At 62.1% G+C, this 21776-nt stretch carries 17 protein-coding genes; 11 read left to right on the forward strand and 6 right to left on the reverse strand.

The features are described from left to right. Nucleotides 1-268: 268 nt before the first annotated feature. Nucleotides 269-850: a periplasmic heavy metal sensor gene (locus ACSOSP_RS17975; protein ID WP_455308646.1), complete on the reverse strand. Its 582-nt coding sequence runs from the start codon at nt 848-850 to the stop codon at nt 269-271. Nucleotides 851-1070: 220 nt separating this feature from the next. On the opposite strand from ACSOSP_RS17975, the gene ACSOSP_RS17980 reads away from it, so the two are divergent. Both ACSOSP_RS17980 and ACSOSP_RS17985 read left to right on the forward strand, forming a co-directional pair. Beyond that, nucleotides 1071-1793: a response regulator gene (locus tag ACSOSP_RS17980; RefSeq protein ID WP_031362548.1), complete on the forward strand. Its 723-nt coding sequence runs from the start codon at nt 1071-1073 to the stop codon at nt 1791-1793. Next, a complete protein-coding gene (locus tag ACSOSP_RS17985; protein ID WP_455308647.1) occupies nt 1777-3129 on the forward strand; it encodes an ATP-binding protein in 1353 nt (450 codons plus the stop codon). Before ACSOSP_RS17980 ends, ACSOSP_RS17985 begins: the two co-directional genes overlap by 17 nt. 112 nt (nt 3130-3241) lie before the next feature. Here ACSOSP_RS17985 and ACSOSP_RS17990 read toward each other — a convergent pair whose 3' ends face one another. Both ACSOSP_RS17990 and ACSOSP_RS17995 read right to left on the reverse strand, forming a co-directional pair. Continuing rightward, a complete protein-coding gene (locus tag ACSOSP_RS17990; RefSeq protein ID WP_031362550.1) occupies nt 3242-3505 on the reverse strand; it encodes a double-stranded DNA-specific endonuclease in 264 nt (87 codons plus the stop codon). Nucleotides 3506-3641: 136 nt separating this feature from the next. Next, the gene (locus tag ACSOSP_RS17995; RefSeq protein WP_455308648.1) at nt 3642-5318 is read right to left on the reverse strand and encodes a sensor domain-containing diguanylate cyclase; all 1677 of its coding nucleotides are present in this window, start codon (nt 5316-5318) and stop codon (nt 3642-3644) included. 765 nt (nt 5319-6083) lie between these two features. On the opposite strand from ACSOSP_RS17995, the gene ACSOSP_RS18000 reads away from it, so the two are divergent. The 3 genes from ACSOSP_RS18000 to ACSOSP_RS18010 all read left to right on the forward strand — a co-directional run bounded on the left by ACSOSP_RS18000 (nt 6084) and on the right by ACSOSP_RS18010 (nt 13133). Beyond that, a complete protein-coding gene (locus ACSOSP_RS18000) occupies nt 6084-7865 on the forward strand; it encodes an ABC transporter permease (protein ID WP_455308649.1) in 1782 nt (593 codons plus the stop codon). Between the two features lie 89 nt (nt 7866-7954). Next, nucleotides 7955-9289 (forward strand): ABC transporter ATP-binding protein, encoded by a 1335-nt coding sequence (locus tag ACSOSP_RS18005; protein WP_455308650.1) that lies wholly within the window; start codon nt 7955-7957, stop codon nt 9287-9289. Nucleotides 9290-9692: 403 nt separating this feature from the next. After that, complete coding sequence (locus ACSOSP_RS18010; RefSeq protein ID WP_455308651.1) at nt 9693-13133, forward strand: autotransporter family protein; 3441 nt, start codon at nt 9693-9695, stop codon at nt 13131-13133. A 56-nt stretch (nt 13134-13189) separates the two neighbouring features. On the opposite strand, the gene ACSOSP_RS18015 is transcribed toward ACSOSP_RS18010, so the two are convergent. The 3 genes from ACSOSP_RS18015 to ACSOSP_RS18025 all read right to left on the reverse strand — a co-directional run bounded on the left by ACSOSP_RS18015 (nt 13190) and on the right by ACSOSP_RS18025 (nt 15596). Beyond that, a complete protein-coding gene (locus ACSOSP_RS18015) occupies nt 13190-13705 on the reverse strand; it encodes a hypothetical protein (protein ID WP_455308652.1) in 516 nt (171 codons plus the stop codon). Beyond that, complete coding sequence (locus tag ACSOSP_RS18020; RefSeq protein ID WP_455308653.1) at nt 13702-14256, reverse strand: hypothetical protein; 555 nt, start codon at nt 14254-14256, stop codon at nt 13702-13704. Before ACSOSP_RS18020 ends, ACSOSP_RS18015 begins: the two co-directional genes overlap by 4 nt. 269 nt (nt 14257-14525) lie before the next feature. Continuing rightward, a complete protein-coding gene (locus ACSOSP_RS18025) occupies nt 14526-15596 on the reverse strand; it encodes a sigma-54 interaction domain-containing protein (protein ID WP_455308654.1) in 1071 nt (356 codons plus the stop codon). Nucleotides 15597-16085: 489 nt separating this feature from the next. On the opposite strand from ACSOSP_RS18025, the gene ACSOSP_RS18030 reads away from it, so the two are divergent. The 6 genes from ACSOSP_RS18030 to otsA all read left to right on the forward strand — a co-directional run bounded on the left by ACSOSP_RS18030 (nt 16086) and on the right by otsA (nt 21749). After that, nucleotides 16086-16418 (forward strand): hypothetical protein, encoded by a 333-nt coding sequence (locus tag ACSOSP_RS18030; RefSeq protein ID WP_455308655.1) that lies wholly within the window; start codon nt 16086-16088, stop codon nt 16416-16418. A 95-nt stretch (nt 16419-16513) separates the two neighbouring features. Beyond that, nucleotides 16514-16831 (forward strand): DUF883 family protein, encoded by a 318-nt coding sequence (locus ACSOSP_RS18035; protein ID WP_455308656.1) that lies wholly within the window; start codon nt 16514-16516, stop codon nt 16829-16831. 71 nt (nt 16832-16902) lie between these two features. Then, entirely contained in the window at nt 16903-17181 is a 279-nt protein-coding gene (locus tag ACSOSP_RS18040) for a hypothetical protein (protein ID WP_455308657.1), read from the forward strand. 390 nt (nt 17182-17571) lie between these two features. Continuing rightward, nucleotides 17572-18978 (forward strand): sigma-54-dependent transcriptional regulator, encoded by a 1407-nt coding sequence (locus tag ACSOSP_RS18045; protein WP_455308658.1) that lies wholly within the window; start codon nt 17572-17574, stop codon nt 18976-18978. An 853-nt stretch (nt 18979-19831) separates the two neighbouring features. Further along, a complete protein-coding gene (locus ACSOSP_RS18050) occupies nt 19832-20095 on the forward strand; it encodes a hypothetical protein (protein WP_455308659.1) in 264 nt (87 codons plus the stop codon). Between the two features lie 199 nt (nt 20096-20294). Further along, entirely contained in the window at nt 20295-21749 is a 1455-nt protein-coding gene (gene otsA, locus ACSOSP_RS18055) for an alpha,alpha-trehalose-phosphate synthase (UDP-forming) (protein ID WP_455308660.1), read from the forward strand. Nucleotides 21750-21776 lie beyond the last annotated feature (27 nt).

The following is a 21776-nucleotide window of genomic DNA, read 5'->3' on the forward strand; positions in this document are numbered from 1 at the left end:
CGGAAGCAATTTCGCGGCCCTTTTTCGTTGTTTACTGCACCTCGGATTTCCCGGCAAAGCCTGGATGACGCGTTGTCGCGTGTCCGCCGGATCATCACGTGGCAGTCTGTATCGGCCGTAGTTGGCACGCGAAACGCAGCGTCAAATTGAGCCAACGCAAAAAAAGCCGTTCCAATGTTGGTTGGAACGGCTTGGGGCAGGGGCCATGCGATGAAACCCACGGCTCGCGCCGCTTCCATCACCGGCCCCAGGCCACATCAAACGGCGCTTACGGATTAGCGGCCGATGCTCCAGCGGGCGCGCCGTGCATGCCCCCATGCTGACTCCAGCCCTCATGCATCTTTTCCCGGTGCGCTTCCATTCTCGCGAAGCGCTGCTTGAGCGCCGTGCTGACCGTGGTTTTCTGCTGGTCGTTCAGCGTGTTATAGAAGTTCAGCCACGCGGCGCTCGTCTGGTCGCGCAACTGGGCATTCTGCTGCTCGATTTTCTGATGCGCCGCGTACATGGCGTTCAGGTCGAGAATGGGCTGCTGCTTCATCGACGCCAATTGTGCGTGCATCTGCTTGTGGCTCTCACGCATGGCCTCGTGATTCTGCTTCATGGTGCCGAGCGCGGCCTGCCACGCTTTTTCCTGGTCCGCGTTGAGATTGAGCTGGCTATGCAACTTGTCCAGCTCTTTCTTCATGCGCATTTCCCCATGATGCCCGCCCGGGCCTCCAGGACCGCCCATCATGCCCGAAGCGCCGGGCGGCGGAGCGTCGGGCGTGGCGGCGCTGGCGGCGTTGAGCGCGCCGATCGACAGGGCGAGCGCAGCGACGGCGGTGGCGAGGAATCGGGACTGCTTCAACATGGTCTACTCCTTTTTTGATTTCCAGAGCCGATCTGGCGGCGCCGTTTCTGTGGTCGCGCCTTCGGTAAGACACAGCGTAGACAGTCACGGCCAAGCGCGTGTTACGAGCAGGGGCCGCGTTATTACGCGGGTTTACTTTCGCCTTTCGCAGTAACACCCAGTAAACGTTTCCGCTGTGTTCGCAACATGGAGGCCCCGCGCAGGCGTTAAACTGCGTCGCATGGCTACTCAAATACTTGTCGTCGACGACGACTCAGAACTGCGCGATCTCCTGCGCGACTACCTGGTCCGGCAAGGCATCGAGGTATCGGTGCTGCATGACGCGGGCACACTCGAACGGCGCCTCGAACGCGAGCGCCCGGACCTGATCGTGCTCGACCTGATGATGCCGGGTGTAGATGGACTGACCGCGTTGCGCAAGCTCCGCGCGTCGGGTGACGACATCCCGGTGATCATGCTGACGGCGCGCGCGGACGATGTGGATCGCATTGTCGGATTGGAACTCGGCGCTGACGACTATCTCGGCAAACCGTTCAATCCGCGCGAACTGCTGGCGCGCGTGCAGGCGGTGTTGCGCCGGCGCCGGACGATTCCGTCGGCCGCGCCCGAGCAGCGCGAACCGTTTTCATTCGGGCGTTTCCGGCTCGACTTCCAGTCGCGCACGCTTCATCAGGACGAAACCCCGCTCACGCTGTCGGGCAGCGAGTTCGCATTGCTGAAGATTTTCGTCAATCACCCCATGCGCACGCTGACGCGTGAGCGCCTGCTCGAACTGCTGCACGGCCCGGAATACGACGGCACCGACCGGGGTATCGACGTGCAGGTGTGGCGTCTGCGCCGGATTCTCGAAACCGATCCGTCCACGCCGCGCTTCATCCAGACGGTGCGCGGACGCGGTTATGTGTTCGTGCCGGACGGCGAGCAAAATGCGTCGGCCCATTGATTCATTGTTCGGCCGGCTGGTTGTCCTGGTCATTGGCGTGCTCGTGCTGTCGCACGTCGCCTGGTTCACGGTCATCCGGCTCGAACGTGACCAGACGCAAACCCGGTACGCGGTAGAAGAGGCCGCGTTCCTGGTCGACGCCGTGCGCCAGCACATCGCGAATTCGCCCGATCAGCCGCTGCCGTCGAGCGTGCGCGTCGTCGAGGCCAACAGTCCCGACGTTCCCAAACCCTTCACCGACGCCGATTCCAGCCGCGTGCCGCCGCCGTTCAGCCGGTTTATCGACGACTTGCGGGATCGGCTGCCGGACGGCACCGACGTTCGCATCGGCGAGCCGGGCGGCCCGCCGCGCCTGTGGGTGCGAAGCGCGAAGGACGCGAACTGGATCGTGGTGCCGGTGCAGCCCCTGCGTCCGCCGCGTTCGCGCGACCGCATGCTGCTTTGGCTGGCGATCATTTTCTCGACCGCCGTGATGGCGGCTCTGTTTGCCGCGTGGCAATTACAGACGCCGTTGCGTTCGCTGGCGCAAGCGGTCGGACGTTTTGGCCGGGGTGAACCGACTCCGCCGGTACCGGAACGGGGTCCGCGCGAGCTGCGGCAATTGACCCACGGGTTCAACCAGATGGTGCGCGAAGTGGAGCAGACGGAAAGCGATCGTGCGGTCATGCTCGCAGGGGTCGCCCATGATCTGAAGACGCCGCTTGCGCGTTTGCGCCTGCGTGCTGAAATGATGGACGAAGCGAAAGTTCGGGATGGCGTGGTGCGTGACGTGGACTCCATGGCGCATATCGTCGACCAGTTCCTGGTGTTCGCACACGACGGCGCCGATCGCAGCGAGCCCGCCGAAGTCGATCAGCAGTGCGAGCGCATCGCGCGCAGTTATCGCGCCGTTACCGTAGGAGCGCCGTCCGTACAGACGCGGCTAACTGCCGGGCGGGATTTCGCGTTGCCCGCGGCGACGCTTGACCGCTTGCTGTCGAACCTGCTCGATAACGCTCACGCGTACGGCGCACCGCCGGTCGTCATCGAAACGTTGCGCGGCACGAATGGCTGGATCTTGCGTGTCATGGACAACGGCAGTGGGATCGCGGCACACGATCTGGTGAAGGCGAGCCGGCCGTTCGTCAGGCTCGATCCGGCGCGCGGCGGCAGCGGCCACAGCGGGCTGGGCCTGGCGATTGTCGAGCGGCTGGTGCGGCGGGCTGGCGGTGAATGTGACATTGGCAATCGCCCCGAAGGCGGCCTGCAGGTCGTGATGACCTTTCCTTTCGATGTGGTGGCGCGCTCGGCCGAGATGCTCCATGGCGACGTGCTGCATGAAGCGCGCATGATGTGATTGACCAGCCCGGGGCTTGGCGTCCTCGGGCTGACGGTTCGAGGGAGTGGTCAAGACCTCGCGGCCAACACTCCCGCGCCAGCAAACCCAAGCCTGGCGCGAACCGAAACCATTAGTCGAACAAGGTGTTGAGCGCGGAAGCGGCTTCGCTGTCGACCGTGTTGTACGTCACGGTCGCTGCTTCGAAAATATAGTGCGTGGTGTATTTGCCGAACCGCGCCAGGATTTCCTCCTGGATCACTTCAGGCGCGACATCGAGACGCAAATACCAGGCAGTCGAAGAGAGCCGCGTCTGGAACGCACCATATTCGGCCAGCAAGTGATCGAATGCGTCAGCGTCCTGATCGCGGCAGACAATGACCAGATTTCCCTTCATGCACCCCTCCTGATTCTGGATAACGGCAGATATCGAATTCGAAGTTCGATAATACCTGCTGTCGTGCCGCTGCCGCACCACGCCTTTCAGCCAACGTTTCGCCAATTTGTGGTTTTACTGCGGGTTCAGCTTTGCGTCAGGCCGTTTCAGGATGCCGCGGCATGGGCGGCCGGGTATCGGCCGGGCGCACTTCACTGCGGTCGCGCCCTCCCGATTTCGCCGCGTACAACGCCAGGTCCGCGCGCTTGAGCAGGTTTTCAGCCGTGTCGCCGTCGCTCAGTTCCGTGATGCCGATGCTCACGCTCAACGTGGTGTCATCGGGGAGATAAGCGCAATGCTCCTGGTTGAAGCGTTTGCGCAGGCGTTCGAGAACCGTGTGGGCATCAGCGAGTGCGGTGTGCGGCAGCAGCAGACCGAATTCCTCACCGCCCAGGCGCCCGACACCGTCGCTCGCGCGCAGTTGCTCCTCGCACATTCGCACGAAATGTTCGAGTGCGCGGTCGCCGGTTGCGTGGCCGAAGCGGTCGTTCACCTGCTTGAAGTAGTCGAGATCGGCGATAGCAACCGACAGCGGCACGCCGCCCGCGCGGGCGAGGTCGACTTCGCGGCGCAAGGTGTCCAGGAAATAACGTCGCGACAACGCGCCGGTCAACGCGTCGTGCCGGGCTTCGGCGGACAGCAGCGCATTGGCCGATTGCAACTGGTTGGCCAGATGGCGCGTGGCCCGATGCAAGCGCCGTTCGCGCAGGTATGACACGGTGATCACAATAGCCAGCAGGCTCACGCCGAGCGCCGTCAGGAACACCAGCAGTCTGTCGCGACGTTGATTGCTCACAATTTCCGCCCAGTTCGGCAGCGGATGGACAATATGCGCGGCAAGCCCCGAGTTCAGACCGGTGCGTTCATCGTAGAGGGAGGGGACGTTGCTGTCGCCGGTGGAGAAAAACGAGCGCGCAAGCGATGGCGGCAGCCAGGGCGCGTCCGCCCGCACGCGTTCTCCAATGTTGGTCAGCGGCAGCGTGCGGAAATCGACTCGCCGATACGCATCCAGCCGCTCTGACCGCGACATCCGCAGCACGGGCGAATCCGGCAGCACGCGGTTTTCGAGCTGGCTTTCGTGCGCCATGACGATCACGCCGTTGCCGTCGGTGACGAACGTGCCCGCGCGCGCCACCCAGTGGCGCAAGCGGTCGACACTCACTTTCGCGATCACCGCGCCCACCAGGAAGCCGTCGCGATACACCGGCGTGGCGATGAAAATGCCCGGATCGCCGCTCAACCTGCCGACGCCGTAAGTCTCGTTGAACGCGCCGAGCAGCGCTTTCTGGATATAACCGCGCATGCGCATGTCGGCGCCGACGAAGCTATTGGAGTCGAGTCCATTGCTCGACGCCACGCAAAATCCATCGCTATTGACGACCCATACATAGTCGAGGCCCGTGAAGCCCCGGGCGTTGCGCAGGAAGTCGTCGAGTTTGGCGAGCGCGGGCACGGCCAGCAACTTGGCTCGCCGCTCGGGCTCGGTTTGGCTGATTTCTTCGGCGGAGCTGTGGGATTGGGCGAGCGCCAGCTGGATCATGTCCATTTCGGCGATAGTGGCCGGAATCGCGCGGGACATGGCGAGGTCGCTGGCAATGATCTGCGCGGTGTTGTCGACGATCGACGCAGCCATTTGCTGCTCCACCCGTACCGACGTGGCCAGTTCTTGCTGTACCATTCGGTCCGACACCATTCCGGCGGCAACCCAGCACACGCATGCGAGCAACGCGAAGACGAGCGTCGCGATAGCGCGGTGAAAGGTTGTCTTGTTCATCGATCCTCTGGCCTGTCTGACCGTTGCACGGGACTGTGGCACAACCCCGCGCAACCAGCATGTTATGAGTGTTTTAGCGACATGTGAGCATCTTACCGGGCGCAGCGGTGCGCACATCGGAAGTTCGCCCGAGTGTCGTTGCCGCAGGCCGGAATCTGCGTCAGCCGCACCGCTTGCCTGGTTCGTTCGCCCGGCGGGCGTCCCGCAGTCCGATTTGCCCAGGTTCGCTCCGGTTCAAACACGCGGCCCACGCTTGTACGCCCCGATTGGACGACGTTTTCTCCCGGCCATCAAGTTGTTATCGGCGCGAGCGCGCGTTTCTGAACCGTGTGTCCAACTTGGCCGCGGGTTAGCTGTTTAGCCCAAAAGCGGTTCTCAGGACAGTAACTGCGGAAAACACGCCACAGACCCGCCGGCCGAGGTTGTGCGTGAAACAGAGGTTGGTGTAGTGTCGTGCGTTTCTGAAATGGTCAAGTTTTGTGTCGGCCGGGGAGTCGAGTGTGCGAGTGCACGAGCGTGCAATGGCGCCGGACCACTCTGCGCCGGGTCCTGCCCGGAACGCACAGAACTCCGCCGGTGAAGGGGAGGCGCGGGGAGGCGAGGTTATAGCCTGCACCGCGCCTGGCGGATGAGGGAAGAGCGGAGCATCCGCTTGGAAACAAGGACACAGGCGAAGAACACAGGCGCCGGGAAGAACACAGGCGCCGGACGTTGCCTCGTGCAACGATAACCTCCTGCAACAAGCCTCAACGGGAAGGGCGTGGAATGGATTTTGGCTTTAACCTGACTCGAACGGCGAACGCTTCGGCGTGGCGTCTGTTGCCTAATCGATGGGACTTCGTCGCGTTCCCGCTGATTATCTGCGTGCTCGCGCTGACCGTGGTCGGCTTTCACGAGACGCTGGCGCCCATCTCCACGCTGCAAACGCAGGCCATCTCGCTCGACCCGGCGAACCTGCCCGAATACGCGCTGCGAACTACCTTGCGCATGCTGGCCGCCATGGTGGCGTCGCTGGTCTTCACACTGATCTACGGCACGCTCGCGGCGAAGAGCCGGCGGGCGTCCATCGTGCTCGTGCCGATCCTGGACATTCTCCAGTCGGTGCCGGTGCTCGGTTATATCTCGTTCACGGTCACGTTCTTTCTCGCCTTGTTCCCGGGGCGCGTGTTCGGCGCCGAGCTGGCGGCGATCTTCGCCATTTTTACGAGCCAGGCGTGGAACATGACGTTCAGCTTCTATCAGTCGCTGCGCACCGTGCCGCGCGATCTCGATGAAGTCTCGCGCGGTTTTCACCTGACCAACTGGCAGCGCTTCTGGAAGCTCGAAGTGCCGTTTTCGATGCCCGGCCTCATCTGGAACATGATGATGTCGATGTCGGGCGGCTGGTTCTTCGTGGTCGCCTCCGAAGCGATCGTGGTCGGTAACCGCACCATCGTGCTGCCGGGTATCGGCGCGTATCTGGCAACCGCTATTGGCGAGCGCAATCTCGGCGCGATCGGCTGGGTGATCCTGGCAATGACCGTTGTGATCCTGGCCTACGATCAGCTCATGTTTCGTCCGCTGGTTGCCTGGGCCGACAAATTCCGCATGGAAAACACGAGCTCGGGCAACGTGCCGGAGTCGTGGCTGCTCGACCTGATCCGCCGCACGCGCCTGATTCACCAGTTGCTCGTGCCGGCTGGGTGGGTGATCGGCAAGATGGCGCGGGTGCCGCTGAAGCTGCCCTCGCTGCAAGGCCGCCTGCCGAAATTCCAGATAGGCGCGTTGTCGGGGCCGGCGACTGGCAAGCCCAGCAATCCGTCCCGCGCAGGCGATATCGCGTGGGCGATCATTGTCCTCGCGCTGACGGTGTTCCTCGTGTGGAAGGTGACGCTGTTCGTGAGCACCGGCGTCACATGGGGTGAAGTCGGGCACGTCTTCTGGCTGGGCTTGATCACGCTATTTCGCGTGATGGTGCTGATCGCGCTGGCGTCGGTGATCTGGGTTCCGGTCGGTGTCTTGATCGGGCTGCGGCCTGCTCTCGCCAGCAAGATCCAGCCGCTCGCGCAGTTCCTGGCCGCGTTCCCGGCGAACCTGCTGTTCCCGGTGTTTGTCGTGGTGATCGTGAAGTTCGACCTGAACCCGGATATCTGGCTCTCGCCGCTGATTGTGCTCGGCACGCAGTGGTATATCCTTTTCAACGTGATCGCCGGGGCGACGTCGTATCCGAACGATTACCGTGAAGCGGCCACCAATTTCCAGATCAAAGGCTGGCAGTGGTGGCGCCAGGCCATCCTGCCGGGCATTTTCCCGTACTACGTGACCGGCGCGATCACCGCGTCGGGCGGGGCCTGGAATGCGAGCATCGTGGCGGAAGCGGTGTCGTGGGGCCATACGAAAATCGTGGCGCACGGGCTTGGCGCGTATATAGCGGAAAGCACGACCAACGGCGACTATCCGAAAATCATTCTCGGTATTGCCGTGATGTCGCTGTTCGTCACACTCTTTAACCGGCTCTTGTGGCGGCCGTTGTTCGCTTACTCCGAAGCACGCCTGAGGCTGGACTGAGTCTGAGGCGCTTCATTGCACCTTGACTGAACACCCGCCGCCAGCGGCCCTATCATTCAATTCTTGTCATCAGCAACGCGCGAGCGACCATGTCAACGCAGACGAATACGACTACCCAAACGCCGCCGATCCCGCCGCGCCGCGGCCAGGAAATCCTGAACGTCGAGAACGTCAGTCGCGGCTTCAACAAGACGCAGGGCGAGCTGCTCGTGCTCGAAGACGTGAACCTGACGCTCAACGAAGGCGAGATTGTTGGGTTGCTGGGGCGTTCGGGTTCCGGCAAGTCAACTTTGCTGCGGATCATCGCCGGACTGATCGAGCCGACCGGCGGCCAGGTTACCTATATGAAGGAGCCGCTGCACGGTCCGGCAAAAGGCGTGGCCATGGTCTTCCAGACCTTCGCGCTGTTTCCGTGGCTGACCGTGCTGCAGAACGTGGAAGCGGGACTGGAAGCGCAGGGCGTGCCGGCAAAGGTGCGGCGCGAGCGGGCGCTGGCAGCAATCGACCTGATCGGCCTGGACGGTTTCGAGAACGCATATCCGCGTGAGTTGTCGGGTGGCATGCGCCAGCGAGTGGGCTTTGCGCGCGCGCTGGTGGTCGACCCCACGCTCCTGCTGATGGACGAGCCGTTCTCCGCACTCGACGTGCTGACCGCCGAAAACTTGCGTACCGACCTGCTCGATCTCTGGACGCAAGGCAAGATGCCGATCAAGTCGGTGCTGATCGTGACGCACAACATTGAAGAAGCGGTATTCATGTGCGACCGGATCCTGGTGTTGTCGTCGAATCCGGGGCGCGTCATGGCGGAAATCCGCGTGCCGTTCAAACATCCGCGCAACCGGCTCGACCCCGCGTTCCGCCGTCTGGTCGACGATATCTACGCCAAGATGACCGCACGTCAACTTGACGAAGGCAAGAAGAAGGGCCTCGAGCTGAACAGCTGGCTGCCGCAGGTCTCGACCAACCTGATGGCCGGCCTGATCGAGACGCTTGCCGCCGATCCGTACCACGGCCGTGCCGACATGCCGGAGATCGCGCGTTCGCTGCATCTGGAAGTCGACGATCTGTTTCCGGTGGCCGAAGTGCTGCAGCATCTCGGTTTCGCCGATGTGCGCGAGGGCGACATCTTCCTGACGCCGCCGGCCCGCGTGTTCGCCGAGTTCGGGACGCAGGAACGCAAGATGATGTTCGCGGAGCATTTGCTGCGGCACGTGCCGCTCGCCGCACGGATCAAGAAGGTGCTGAACGAGCGGCCGGGGCATCGTGCGCCGCGCGTGCGCTTCGAACAGGAACTGGAAGATTTTCTCTCCGATAAAGCCGCCGAGGAAACCCTGGACGCGGTGATCAACTGGGGCCGTTACGGCGAGATTTTCTCGTACAACGACCAGACCGAGATTTTCAGCCTGGAAGACGTCGAGTCCTGATGCACGCTGAATAAAGGGTGAAGGGCGCTGACCGGCGCAAAAAAAACGCGGCTGATCCGGAAACGGACGCCGCGTTTTTTGCGTCATAAGGGCGATGTTTTAGTCATCGACTGGCTGTTCGGTTGTGCTAATCGAACGTCTTCGGTCCGCCAGGAACCTGATTGCCGACGACCTTGAAAACGTCAGGCGCGGTTATTTCAGGTTTGGCCGGAAGCCCCGCCCATTAAGCCTCCCAGCGATTCAGTACGGCCTTGTCGGAACGTTTTCCGCAAGATTGCTTCAGCGCAAGTCGTGCATTACCCTTCGAGTCCCCCGCCTGGCCACGCGCGTGCAGACAGTCCTGCATGCGATAAGCGCGATAGGGCGAACGCTTCAGTCATTCTGAAACGTGGAGACAAAAAAGATGCGTCGAACGCGCCTGTCGCTGCCCCCCATTCCCGCGGCCCGAACGCCCGCGCTGTCCAGTCTGTGCCGTCTCTCCCCTCTGTCGATTGCCATGGCGTGCCTGTTGCGCGCACCTGCCGTACTTGCCGCTTGCGACAACCTCACGCCCGCGGGCGGACAAACGACCACCTGCAATACCAATGCGCCCAATCCGTCGCCAACACCTGTTGTGGCGGCCGTTGGCAGTACGGGCGTGACCGTGATCGTGCAACCCGGCGCTGGCTTGAGCGTGCTGACCGGCAACGGCATCCTCGTGCGCGACGACAGCGGAGTGTTGAACCTCGGTACGCTGCAAGTCGGCGCTGATTCGTTCAGTGGCATCGTCGCGGCGGGGAGCGTGGGGGGGCTTGGGCGCAATACGTTGACCAACGGCAACAGCGGCGTGATTCAGACCACCGGCCAGCAATCGCAAGGGATCTTCAATGTGGCGCCGGCGGTCAGGATGCTCAACGCGAACGGCGGGCTGATCACCACGAGCGGGGCAGACTCAGCCGCGATGCTGGACTTCTCGACAGCCGGCGGCGGCACGCTGACCAATGACGGCCGGTTGATGACGTCCGGCGATGGCTCATACGGCATCGCCGCGGAAACGTCGGGCGATGCGCTCGTCAACAACGGCTCCATCACAACGTCAGGGGTTCGTTCGTATGGTCTCTACGCGAATGGCGGCTCGTCGGGATCGGGCAACACGACGCTGACGAACGCCGGTTCAATCGATGTATTCGGGTCGAATGCGCACGGCATTGTGTCCCTCGATCCTTCGCCAGGTCTTGTGACCAACAGAGGCGCGATTGTCGCGCACGGGGCGCAAGGGCTCGGCGCGTACTTTTCTGGCCCGGTCACCTTCGTCAACGCACTCGGCGCTCGCCTGGAAAGTGAGCAGGCCAATTCCATCGACGCCAACGCCGGTGGCACGTTCACCAACACCGGGCTTATAGCGGGCGCGAACGAGGGTTTGTCGATCGTCGGCGGTGACGCGCTGATTGTGAACAGCGGGGTGATTCGAGGCGGGACAAATCTGGCCATCGCAACCACGGGCCCGTACGTGATCACCGTCACGAATACCGGCGAGATCATCGGCGGGGGCGGCGTGGCCGTGTGGACCGATACCGGCGTGAACACCTTCAACATGGACGGCGGCACGGTCACCGGACTGATCCGTCAAGGCACGGGCATCAACACGTTTGTCATGCAGGCGGGGCAGGTGGATGCTGTCGATCAGGGCGGCGCCCGGCCTCGCTTCACGCTCAACGGCGGACGCGTCGTGGGTGGCCTGACGAACGGCGGCGCGGTCACGATCACGGGCGGGCGCATTGGCAGCATAGCGCTGAGCGCAGCCCTCAATACCTTCACCATGTCAGGCGGGACGATTGACGCCGCTGTGACCGCCGGTTCCGGCGATACGGGCTTCACGCTGTCGGGTGGGGCGATCGGTGGCCCGGTCACGCTTGGCAACGGCGCGAATACTATCTCGGTCACGGGCGGCTCGATCGCGCAGGGCCTCGCGTCGGGTGACGGGACCACGACCTTCGGATGGCTGGGAGGCGGGGCAATCGGTGGGACGGTGTCGTTCGGAGCGGGCGGGGTGGTCGCCCTGTTGTCGAATTTGAGTGACACCAACCTCGCCGGGTTAACGACATTCGATGGCGGCGCCGGCCAGAACGCTCTCACGTTCGACCATACGCAAGCCAGCGGTCTTAGCCGCTTCACGAGTTGGGAAAGCATCGCCTTGACTAACGGCAGCCGGATCTCGCTCGATGATCGCGGCATGACACTGGGCAACGCCACGGCGCAAACGGGCCTCTTCAATATCGATTCGACCAGCACGCTTGCCTGGAACGGTGGCGGCGACGCTGCAATCACTACGGCTTTGCCGGGCGGCCGCGTGAGCCTGAGCAATGCGGGAACGATCGATCTGACCGGCGGAGCGGGACCGCGCAACGCGCTGGTGGTTGCTGGCGACTATGTCGGGCATGGAGGGCAATTGCTGGTGCAGAGCGTGCTCGGCACGGATGGCTCGCCGAGCGGGAAGCTGGTGATATCGCAAGGTGTGGCGACGGGAAATACCGCGATCGGCGTAACGAACGCCGCCGGCACGGGTGCGCTGACGCTGGCAGATGGAATCATGGTCGTGCAGGCAATTCAGGGCGGCACGACGGCGCCGAGCGCGTTTTCATTGGCGAATCCGGTCAAGGCAGGGGCTTTCACGTATTTCCTGTTTCGAGGCGGGGTTAGCGCAGGAACGGGAGATAACTGGTATCTGCGGTCGAGCATCACACCGCCACCGCCACCCGTGTCACCACCGCCCGTGTCGCCACCACCCGTGGCACCACCGCCCGTGACACCACCACCCGTGTCACCGCCGCCCGTGTCACCGCCGCCCGTGACGCCACCACCCGTGTCACCGCCGCCCGCGCCGCCGCCGCTCCTGACCGACCCGACGCCGCTCTACCGAATCGAGGTGCCGCTCTATGCAGAGATTTCGTCGCTGACGCGCGAACTCGGCATTCAGCAGATCGGTACTTTTCAAGACCGCGCGGGCGATCAATCGCAGCTAACCGAGACGGGCGCGTTGCCTGCGGCGTGGAGCCGTGTCTGGGGCAACCGGACAATCACGAGCAGCGACTCGGGCGTCGATCCGCATTTCAACGGCGCGATTGGGGGCATGCAAATCGGCCAGGATCTCTATGCCGATACCAACGCCAACGGGCAGCGAAACCACTATGGATTTCTGCTGGGCGTAGCGCATGCATCAGGCGATGTCAGCGGTTTCGCGCTCGGCATGCCGGCCGTGCAGGCGGGCAGCCTGAGTATCGATGCCGGGAGCATTGGCGCTTACTGGACGCATATTGGCGCGGGTGGCTGGTACACCGACGCCATCGTGATCGGTAGCACGTTGACGATCAAACCATCGTCGAACGACGGCGTCAGCCCGACTACGCATGGCCGGTCGATAGCGGGTTCCATCGAGGCCGGCTTGCCGTTGCCCTTAGCAACAGGCTTGAGCATCGAACCGCAGGCGCAAGTGATCTGGCAACACACAGCCATCGATGATCTCAACGACGGCATTTCGAACGTCGCCTTCACTAATCCCAACGCCGTCACAGCCCGCGTCGGCGTGCGCTTGACGGGGCGAATTCAAGGACTGGGCGCGACCTGGCAACCGTATGCAGGCGTGAATCTCTGGCGCTACTTCAATGCCACGAGCCACGTAAGCTTCGATGCTACGACCGACATCCCGGCGCAATCATCGTCGACGATTGCCGATCTTGCAGCCGGGGTCGCGGTGAACCTCAGCGCGCGCGGCAGCGTCTTCGTGAGCGTGCACTACGCGATGAACGCAGGCGGCGCGCGCCGCGAGACGCTGGGTGGGAACGCCAGCGTGCGCTGGCGCTGGTGAAGCGTGAAGCGTCTTTGAGCGTCGAAGCACGGCAACGCTCAGCGACCCCTCAACGACTACTGCAGGTTACCCCAGCGCGCGACAGCCGGTTCCGCCGATGCCCACTTCCAGCCGCCGCTATTGTCATTGCCCTTGCAGGCCTGCGCGAGGAACCAGTCCTGATGCGCATCCGGCTTGTCGCCGTCCACGACCGAGAACGCGAACTCGCGGCAGGTCGCGAGCGCGCTGCTGAACTCACGCAATACGCGCACGTCGCCGTGACCGTTCTCCACCGGCAGCGAGTGTTTCACTCGCCACGGTTTCGTATCGCCGATAGGAAGATCGCCCGCGGTCGTCGCAATGGCGATCTGCTGGTCGCTGTGCAGGCGTTTCATCAAACGGGCGACGGCTTCGTCGGTGGCGGCCTGGACCGCGATACCCACGCCGAAACCAATCGCCGGGTTGCTGGTGACCGCGCCTGTGGATACCCCTGCGACCGCGCCGGCTGCGGCACCGATCGACCCGCAGCCGCTGAGAAAGACGCAGCTCGCAGCCACGCCGGTCGCGAGCATCAAACTGAGGCCGGGCTTCATTGCAGCGCACCCCAGCGCGGTGTGGCGGGTTCCGCCGACGCCCACTTCCACACCTGGCCGTCGCGGCAGATGGACGCAACATAGAAACCGCTGTCCGCCGGCTGATCCTTGGTGGCGTCGGTATCGACGGAGAATACGATTTCCTTGCAGTCGAGCGTTCCGGTGCTGATCGTCCGGCTCACCGTCACGCGGCCTTTCTCGTCCGGCTCGATGGGCACGCTATGCACCGCGAACCACGGCGCGACAGCCCCGACGGCGAGCGGTCCGGCCGCGCCGGCGATCCTGTCCTGCGTATAGGTGTGCATGACGCGCTCGCTGTACTGCACGCCGGCCTTGGCGGCAGCAACGGCGCCAAGGCCAATGCCGGTTGCGACCGCAGCGTTGCGCGTCACGGCGCCAGCGATCGCGGCGCCGCCAACACCCGCGCCTGCCACGGCGCCTTCGCTATAAAGTGAGCTACATCCTGAAAGCGCGGAGCATGCCAGCGCTCCGGCCAGAAGCGTTGCCAGTGCGACGGCGTTCGGGGGACGCCGGTGAATCGATTTCTGCATGGTGCTGTTCCTTCCTCGCCTTTCCTTTTTCTTTCGATAATGGCCACCGGCTTGCTTGTGCGGGTACTGAAGGAACACTAAGCAAACGGAGACCCCGCGCATTTTGAAGTACGCAGCGAAATGAAGGGCAAAGAAATTTGCAAGAAATTGCAAATGCGGGGAACGTGGTGCGCAAAATGAAAACTACGCGTGACAGTCTGACGTGCGAATGAGTCGATGAGCCGCATCGGGACCCATCGTCTCCATCGACTTCATCGTAGTGAGGCGATCTAGCTGTCCGCGCCTGGCGACGTTGACGATTCCCCATCGCCGCCTTCGTTTTCATAAGTGCCGAGGCGGTTGTAGAGCGTCTTGAGGCTCACGCCGAGCGCCTTGGCGGCGCGCCGCTTGTCTCCCCCGCAATGCTTGAGCGTGCCGAGGATGATTTGCTTTTGAGCATCGGCGAGCGGCGTGCCGACCCACACGTTCATCGCATCGCCCTGCGTGACCGGTTTCTTGACCCGCGATGCAAGGTGCGGATGGGCGATCTCCACTGTCTTCTCAGCCAGGATGAACGCGCGATACACGGTGTTCTTCAACTCACGCACATTGCCCGGCCACGAGTACGTGCGCAGCATGTCGAGCGCGCGTTTGCTGAAGGACTTGTTCGTCCCTTCTTGCGCGTTCATCTCGGAGAGGAAGTGCTGCGCGAGAAATTCACGGTCGGTATCGCGTTCACGCAGAGGCGGCGCCCGCAGAGGAAACACAGCGAGGCGATACATCAGGTCCTCTCGCAAGCCGTGCTCCCTCACCGCCACGATAGGGTCGCGATTGGTCGCCGCGATCACGCGGACATCGGAGTGAATCAGGTCGCTGCCGCCCACGCGGAAGAACGTGCCTGTTTCGAGCGCACGCAGTAACTTGACCTGTCGAACCGGCGACATCTCGGTCACCTCGTCGAGGAACAGCGTGCCGCCGTTTGCATGCTCGAAGTAGCCGAGGCGGCCTTGCACGGCGCCCGTGAAGCTGCCTTTCTCGTGGCCGAAGAGTTCGGGTTCGATGAGGTTATCCGGGATCGCGCCGCAATTCACGGCGACGAACGGCGCTTCGCGGCGGGCGCTCTGATCGTGGATCGTGCGGGCAATCAGTTCCTTGCCCGTCCCCGATTCACCGATGATCAACGCGGTGGCGTCGGTTGCGGCCACGCGTTCGATCTGCGAGTAGAGCTCCATCATCACGGGCGATGAACCGTACAGAAGTCCATACGATTTCAGGCCGGCGATTTCACCAGCGCTGCGTTTTTTTTGCGATGGCGTGTCGCCGGAGGCGACGGCCGGCGAGTCCAGATCGATTGACGCCATGAGTCTTTTGTCCTGCAAATGTTATTCGGGCGACAGCTTCGGGGAAAGACGAGGCGGTCACCGCCAGTCGAATGGCAGGCCCGTTGTGACTGCCGCTCGGGTGGGCGAAGCATCGTTCGACGGGCACCAGCCGCGTCATGTCGGGAACCGGTGCTTGCATGCGGCTTATCTCATAACCCGTATTTAACCATCCGAAACGACTTAGCGCCAATGTGCTTTGCATGGGCTTTGACCTTTGCAACGCAATTAAATAGATGAATCTCCACACGAATGGAAAACGCTTGCCGCGGGCCGGAAAGCTTCACCGATATCGTCAGGGAATTACCTGTGCCGACGTAATTGTTACGCGTTCAACCCGTGCGGGAGTCGCAGCGCTTTCATGCAATCAATGGTTTTTGCCATAACGCCATGCGTCTTGATCGGGATGGCACGAAACCTGCGCATAGGGTGGCATCCGCAAAACGAAAGGCCGGCCTCCGGCACGAAACCATGGAAGATTCCCTTCATTTCGACATCCACGCTCAAGCGCGCCTGCGCCCGGTCCGCCGGGCTCGCGCGCCTCAGCGAGCGGCCGAGCGTCCGGAACTCCTGGCGATCGAGCCGATCAATCTTTATCACTGGGCCGCCGTCGCGCTGGTGACTGCGATGATGTGCGTGGTCATGGCTTGCGCTGCCGGCACGCCGACGCTCACGCGGGCAGCGAGCGTCACGAGTGTCGTGTTTGCAGCACTCGGCGGCGGGCTTATGCTTGGCGCCATGCTACGCGCGATGCGACTGCGGCGTTCGGAACAGCAGGCGCCATTCAGTACGGGCGTATCTTGATGCGAGCGGTGATGAGGGTGATGCGGGCGCGCGAGTCGCCAGGTTCGACGGCACATTCATCAGATCTATCAGATATTGGCAAGGGGTTACACAACATGAGTCAAACCACAATCCAGATGTCCTTGGGCAAGCAAAAGATCATCGAAGACATCAAGGTCTTGCTGAACGATTCGGAAGAACTTGTACGGCTTAGCGCGACGTTGCCTGCTGAAGGCGTGGATGCGTTGCGTACGCGTTTGCGGGATCACGTAGATACAGCGCGCAATGCGCTTGAAGCAGCGCAATCCAATGCGCAGGAGCGGTATCGCGCCAGTCTGGATGGCACGGTGCAATACACGCGCGACAATCCGTGGCAGGCGCTTGGCATTGCCGCGGGCATCGGCTTCCTGGCGGGCATTCTGGTTTCGCGATAACCGCGCGTCCGTCGTAACCACTTCAATCGCTATAACCACTTCAATCGCGACAGACAAATGGAGTAATCACAATGGCACGACCCAAATTCGGCCTGTTCGGTGCGTTGTTCGCGATCGGCAGCGTCCTCGCCTGGCGATGGGCGCAAACGCAGCGCGACGCTTCAAAACGCGGTGCGCGTGAACTGAACCGCTGGGAAGACGAGGGCGGCAAGGTCGTCACGCCGGCAAGCGCGTCGGCTGCTTCGCCTGCTTCTGCTGTTACGCCCGCGGCGCCGGCCAAGCCGTCGAACGGTGTCGGTAATGGCGCACTTGGCAGTACGCCGGAAGCATGGAATTTCCCGCATAGCTGATGCATGGCTGATGCATAGCCGATAACGATAGCGTCACGCATGTGCCGGGTCCATTGCGCATTCTCAATTCGCGACCCGGAGCATCACATCAATGCGGCAAGCGCTTATTCGAGAGACTATTTGGAACGCACGCTCAGGCGTGCGTTGCGCCTTGATAAAGCCTTATAATCGATTAACTCACAGCAATAAGTTCGCTATATGGCAATAATTGCGCGATGCAATCAGGCGTCATTGGCGAAACCGGAAAGACTTTCATCTTTCTGCGTGTTTGATTTTCTCTTGTTGCGCATTCGGCCTGGTGGCGACCTGCTCTCATAGCACCGTCCCAGAGACCTCCGCGACGCTTTCTGCGCCGCGTGACCTTCAACACTTTGGATAAATTCGAGACGCATGCCACATGTATTGATTGTCGATGACGATCCCAGTACCCGCGAGGCACTAGCCGCGATCATCGGCGAAGACGGACTGACTACAGCGACTGCGGGCGATCTGCGCGAGGCGCGGATCCAGCTTGTGCGCCAGACACCGGACGTCGTATTCACTGACCTGAAGTTGCCCGACGGTTTGGGTGTCGATCTGTTCGAGGACCTCGATCCTCGTTCGGGCGTGGAAATCATCGTCATCACCGGCCACGCGACGGTGGAGTCGGCGGTGAGCGCGCTCAAGATGGGCGCGACCGATTACCTCGTCAAGCCGATCAACATGCAGCGCGTCAAGGCGATCCTGAGCCGCCTGCCGCGTCCTGGCGACCTCAAGGCCGAGATTGGCACCTTGCGTGGCGAGCTGCGCCGCATGGGCCGTTTTGGCTTGATGCTCGGCAATTCGCCCGCCATGCAAACGGTCTACGACCAGATCGGCCGGGTGGCGCCTACGGCGGCCTCCGTTTTGCTGATCGGTGAGTCGGGTACCGGCAAGGAAGTCGCCGCGCAGACGCTTCACGAGTTGAGCCTGCGCCGCAAGCATTCGTTTATCGCGGTGAACTGCGGGGCGATCTCGCCGAACCTGATCGAGTCCGAGATGTTCGGGCATGAACGCGGTTCGTTCACCGGCGCGGACCGTCAGCACAAGGGTTATTTCGAACGCGCAAACGGCGGCACGCTGTTCCTCGATGAAATCACGGAGATGCCGATCGAATTGCAGGTCAAGCTCCTGCGCGTGCTCGAGACCGGCATGTTCATGCGGGTAGGTACGACGAAAGAACTCGAGACCGACGTACGCCTGATTGCTGCGACCAATCGTGATCCGGAGCAGGCTGTACTCGAAGGCAAGCTGCGGCTCGACTTGTACCACCGGCTCAACGTGTTCCCGATCAACCTGCCGCCCTTGCGTGATCGCGGCACGGACGTCGACTTGCTGGGCCAGGCGTTCCTCGACGAGCTCAACTCACGCTACAACACCAAGAAGACGTTTCCGGCTTCCGTGCGCGACATGCTCGCGTCCTATCCGTGGCCGGGTAATGTGCGGGAGCTCAAGAACTACGTGCAGCGCGCGTACATCATGTCGGGCGCCGAGTCGGACAGCACCGCGACCGTGCCGCTGCAGATCTCGCTGGCGAAGCCATCGGCGGGAACGGCTGTGACCATTCCTTTTGGCACTTCGCTTGCCGATGCGGATCGCCAGTTGATCCTCGCCACGCTCGAGCAATGCGGCGGCGTGAAGACACGTGCAGCGGAGATTCTCGGCATCAGCCTGAAAACGCTCTACAACAGGCTGGTTGAATATGGCGATGACGCCGCCAACAAGGCAGCGTTGAGCGAAGCCAGTGAAGTGGGTGATGCGGACGCGGGCCGTCCCTGAGCGTTGCGTTTATCGCGGTAGAAAGTAATGGATGAGTGAGACGCCCGTGTCATTGGGACTTCGAAAGATGTCCGCTTTGGACGGGCGATTTTCTTTGGTAAGCGCGAACGCAGCGCCGATAATGTTTGAAAGCCCCTGGGCGGAATGGGAGAGGCACTGGAATCCGGGGCATGGCCCTTGCTGTGACCGAAGGTTGGGCACGCGGGCGATGCGGTAGCTCGCCCACAGTGCCCGCTTCGAGAGTCCTTGGCCGGATCGACCGCTCCACCCGCGCTGCGCTCGCGCTTTGCCTTGCGTCTTCGCTGCGCCCGATCCGAACGAGTGTCATGATCATAAGATCCAGGGAGCCCGCCATGACCGATCTCACCCCGCTTCAACGCCAATCCCGGAACGTACTGCACGTATGGCAGGTTTTGCGAGTTTCACGATCACCGCATTTGATGCCGGTCCGCGCGCAGACACCGCAGCCGCCTGACCCGCCATTTAATCCCGATCCACCGCCGCCTCCTTCTCCGCAAGAGCCGCCGGACACGATTCCCGACCCAACGCGCGAGCCGCCGTCACCACCGAGTCAGCCGATCGGCGATCCGCCTCCGGGGCCGAACGAAACGCCGCATGTCTCGGACAAATTGCATTGAAAGTCTGGTTAGCAAGCCATTGAACATATTTCATCGCCGCTGTAGGCATTACAACGCGTCAAGCAAGAATGACCGGATAGACGCGCCAGGTTCGGTTGTTCTTGCCGGATTTTGTTGATTGATTAGTTGGTTGGTTAGTTAGTTAGATGGTTAGTGGTTGGTCATCGCAATCGCCGCCGAACACTTCTCCGACGGCCTTCTTTCTGGAGGCACCAATGAGGCATCCCGCACTCCGTCGTTCAGCACGCCATTCATCGAAGCGTGAGCCGCGGCCCGATCCAGCCAAAATGACTCCACCTGAGGCCACCGCTGTCCCGGCCGATCCGGCCAGTCCCGGCACCCTGCATTCGTCGCATGACCCGGCCGCGCAGAACCGCCCGGCGCCGGGCGTACCGCCGGACGGTGACCATAACCAAGGTGGCATCCGGAAAGAAGGGCTCGATTACCAGCGCGATCTCGGGTCGGAGCAAGACGCCTGACCCGGGTTTGAAGCCGCCGGAATGCACAACACGCGCACCATCAAAATCTTCTGCGCAGAGCACGATGGCCGCGTGTTTTTGTTCGCCTGTCACATTTATACACAATTTTTATTTTCCAAAATGTGAAAAGGGCACGTGTCTTGCATTGCTATGTCGATCAATTCGAACGAGCAACGACAACTGATGAGGTGAAGCAGTAATGAGCAGATTGATCGTGGTATCGAATCGTGTCGCGCCGATCCAGGAAGGCAAACCTGCTGCAGGCGGTTTGGCGATTGGCGTTCTGGACGCGCTGAAGGAGACAGGCGGGGTGTGGTTCGGCTGGAGCGGCGAGATTGTGGGTGAGGCCTCGGCGCCGGTCATCGAGAAGCGTGGCAACGTGACGTATGCGACCGTCGGGCTGACCCGGCGCGATTACGACCAGTACTATCGCGGCTTTTCCAATGCGACGTTGTGGCCGACATTTCATTACCGCAACGACCTGTCGCGATTTGACCGTGAGGAATACGCCGGTTACGCACGGGTGAACGAGGCGCTGGCCAGGCAGCTCAAGCCGCTGCTCGAACCCGACGACATCATCTGGGTGCACGACTATCATTTGCTTCCGTTCGCGCAGGAATGCCGGGCGGCGGGCATCAAGAACCCAATCGGGTTTTTCCTGCATATCCCGTTTCCCGTGCCCGAAATCCTGCGGACAGTGCCGCCGCACGAAGAGCTGATCAAGGCGATGTGCAGCTACGACATCGTCGGTTTCCAGACAGAGTCGGACAAGCAGTCGTTTGTCGATTACATCGAGCGTGGGCACTTGGGGCATCTCAGTGAAGACGGGATGCTGCAGGCGCACGGGCACATGCTGAAGGTTGGGGCCTATCCCATTGGCATCTATCCGGACGCCATTGCAAAGACCGCCGAGCAGTTTTCAAATCGAAAACCGGTGAAGAGCCTGCGCGACAGCCTGCGCGGCCGCAAGCTGATCATGAGCGTCGACCGGCTCGATTATTCGAAAGGGCTTGCCGAGCGTTTCCAGGCATTCGAACGTTTGTTGCTGCACGCGCCAGGATGGCATGGTCGGGTATCGATGGTGCAAATTGCACCGCCAACGCGTTCCGACGTCCAGACCTATCAGCGCATCCGGCAGAATCTGGAAGGGGAGGCCGGGCGTATCAACGGCCGTTTTGCGCAGCTCGACTGGACGCCGATCCAGTATCTGAACCGTAAGTACGATCGTAGTTTGCTCATGGCCTTGTTCCGCTTGTCGCAGGTCGGGTACGTCACGCCCTTGCGCGACGGGATGAATCTCGTGGCGAAGGAATATGTGGCGTCGCAGGATCCGGCCGACCCGGGCGCGCTCGTGCTGTCGCAGTTCGCCGGCGCGGCGGACCAGTTGCCGGGCGCGCTGGTTGTCAATCCGTTCGACCTGTCGCAGATGTCCGAGGCATTGGAGCGGGCGTTGTCGATGCCTCTCGCTGAGCGCCAGGCACGTCATACGGACATGATGGCGCCGTTGCGGGAGAACAACCTGTCGGTGTGGCGCGACGCGTTCCTGGCCGATCTGCGCAGCGTGACAACCGCTGCATCGATGACGAAGAAAGCGGTGCGGCAGGTGACGGAGGCCAAACGGCCGGTGCGTGTATCGAGCCAGGTATCGAGTTAACACCGTAAGACAAGTTAAAACCGTAAG

Source organism: Caballeronia sp. KNU42 (genome assembly GCF_053760385.1).

Bases quoted from the DNA above. Each gene is read 5' to 3' on its own strand.
- ACSOSP_RS18015 (WP_455308652.1), bottom strand. From the start codon at position 13,705: ATGAAGCCCGGCCTCAGTTTGATGCTCGCGACCGGCGTGGCTGCGAGC.
- ACSOSP_RS17985 (WP_455308647.1), top strand. From the start codon at position 1,777: ATGCGTCGGCCCATTGATTCATTGTTCGGCCGGCTGGTTGTCCTGGTC.
- ACSOSP_RS17975 (WP_455308646.1), bottom strand. From the start codon at position 850: ATGTTGAAGCAGTCCCGATTCCTCGCCACCGCCGTCGCTGCGCTCGCC.
- ACSOSP_RS18025 (WP_455308654.1), bottom strand. From the start codon at position 15,596: ATGGCGTCAATCGATCTGGACTCGCCGGCCGTCGCCTCCGGCGACACG.
- ACSOSP_RS18045 (WP_455308658.1), top strand. From the start codon at position 17,572: ATGCCACATGTATTGATTGTCGATGACGATCCCAGTACCCGCGAGGCA.
- ACSOSP_RS17990 (WP_031362550.1), bottom strand. From the start codon at position 3,505: ATGAAGGGAAATCTGGTCATTGTCTGCCGCGATCAGGACGCTGACGCA.
- ACSOSP_RS17980 (WP_031362548.1), top strand. From the start codon at position 1,071: ATGGCTACTCAAATACTTGTCGTCGACGACGACTCAGAACTGCGCGAT.
- ACSOSP_RS18010 (WP_455308651.1), top strand. From the start codon at position 9,693: ATGCGTCGAACGCGCCTGTCGCTGCCCCCCATTCCCGCGGCCCGAACG.
- ACSOSP_RS18035 (WP_455308656.1), top strand. From the start codon at position 16,514: ATGAGTCAAACCACAATCCAGATGTCCTTGGGCAAGCAAAAGATCATC.
- ACSOSP_RS18050 (WP_455308659.1), top strand. From the start codon at position 19,832: ATGAGGCATCCCGCACTCCGTCGTTCAGCACGCCATTCATCGAAGCGT.
- ACSOSP_RS18020 (WP_455308653.1), bottom strand. From the start codon at position 14,256: ATGCAGAAATCGATTCACCGGCGTCCCCCGAACGCCGTCGCACTGGCA.
- otsA (WP_455308660.1), top strand. From the start codon at position 20,295: ATGAGCAGATTGATCGTGGTATCGAATCGTGTCGCGCCGATCCAGGAA.
- ACSOSP_RS18000 (WP_455308649.1), top strand. From the start codon at position 6,084: ATGGATTTTGGCTTTAACCTGACTCGAACGGCGAACGCTTCGGCGTGG.
- ACSOSP_RS18005 (WP_455308650.1), top strand. From the start codon at position 7,955: ATGTCAACGCAGACGAATACGACTACCCAAACGCCGCCGATCCCGCCG.
- ACSOSP_RS18040 (WP_455308657.1), top strand. From the start codon at position 16,903: ATGGCACGACCCAAATTCGGCCTGTTCGGTGCGTTGTTCGCGATCGGC.
- ACSOSP_RS18030 (WP_455308655.1), top strand. From the start codon at position 16,086: ATGGAAGATTCCCTTCATTTCGACATCCACGCTCAAGCGCGCCTGCGC.
- ACSOSP_RS17995 (WP_455308648.1), bottom strand. From the start codon at position 5,318: ATGAACAAGACAACCTTTCACCGCGCTATCGCGACGCTCGTCTTCGCG.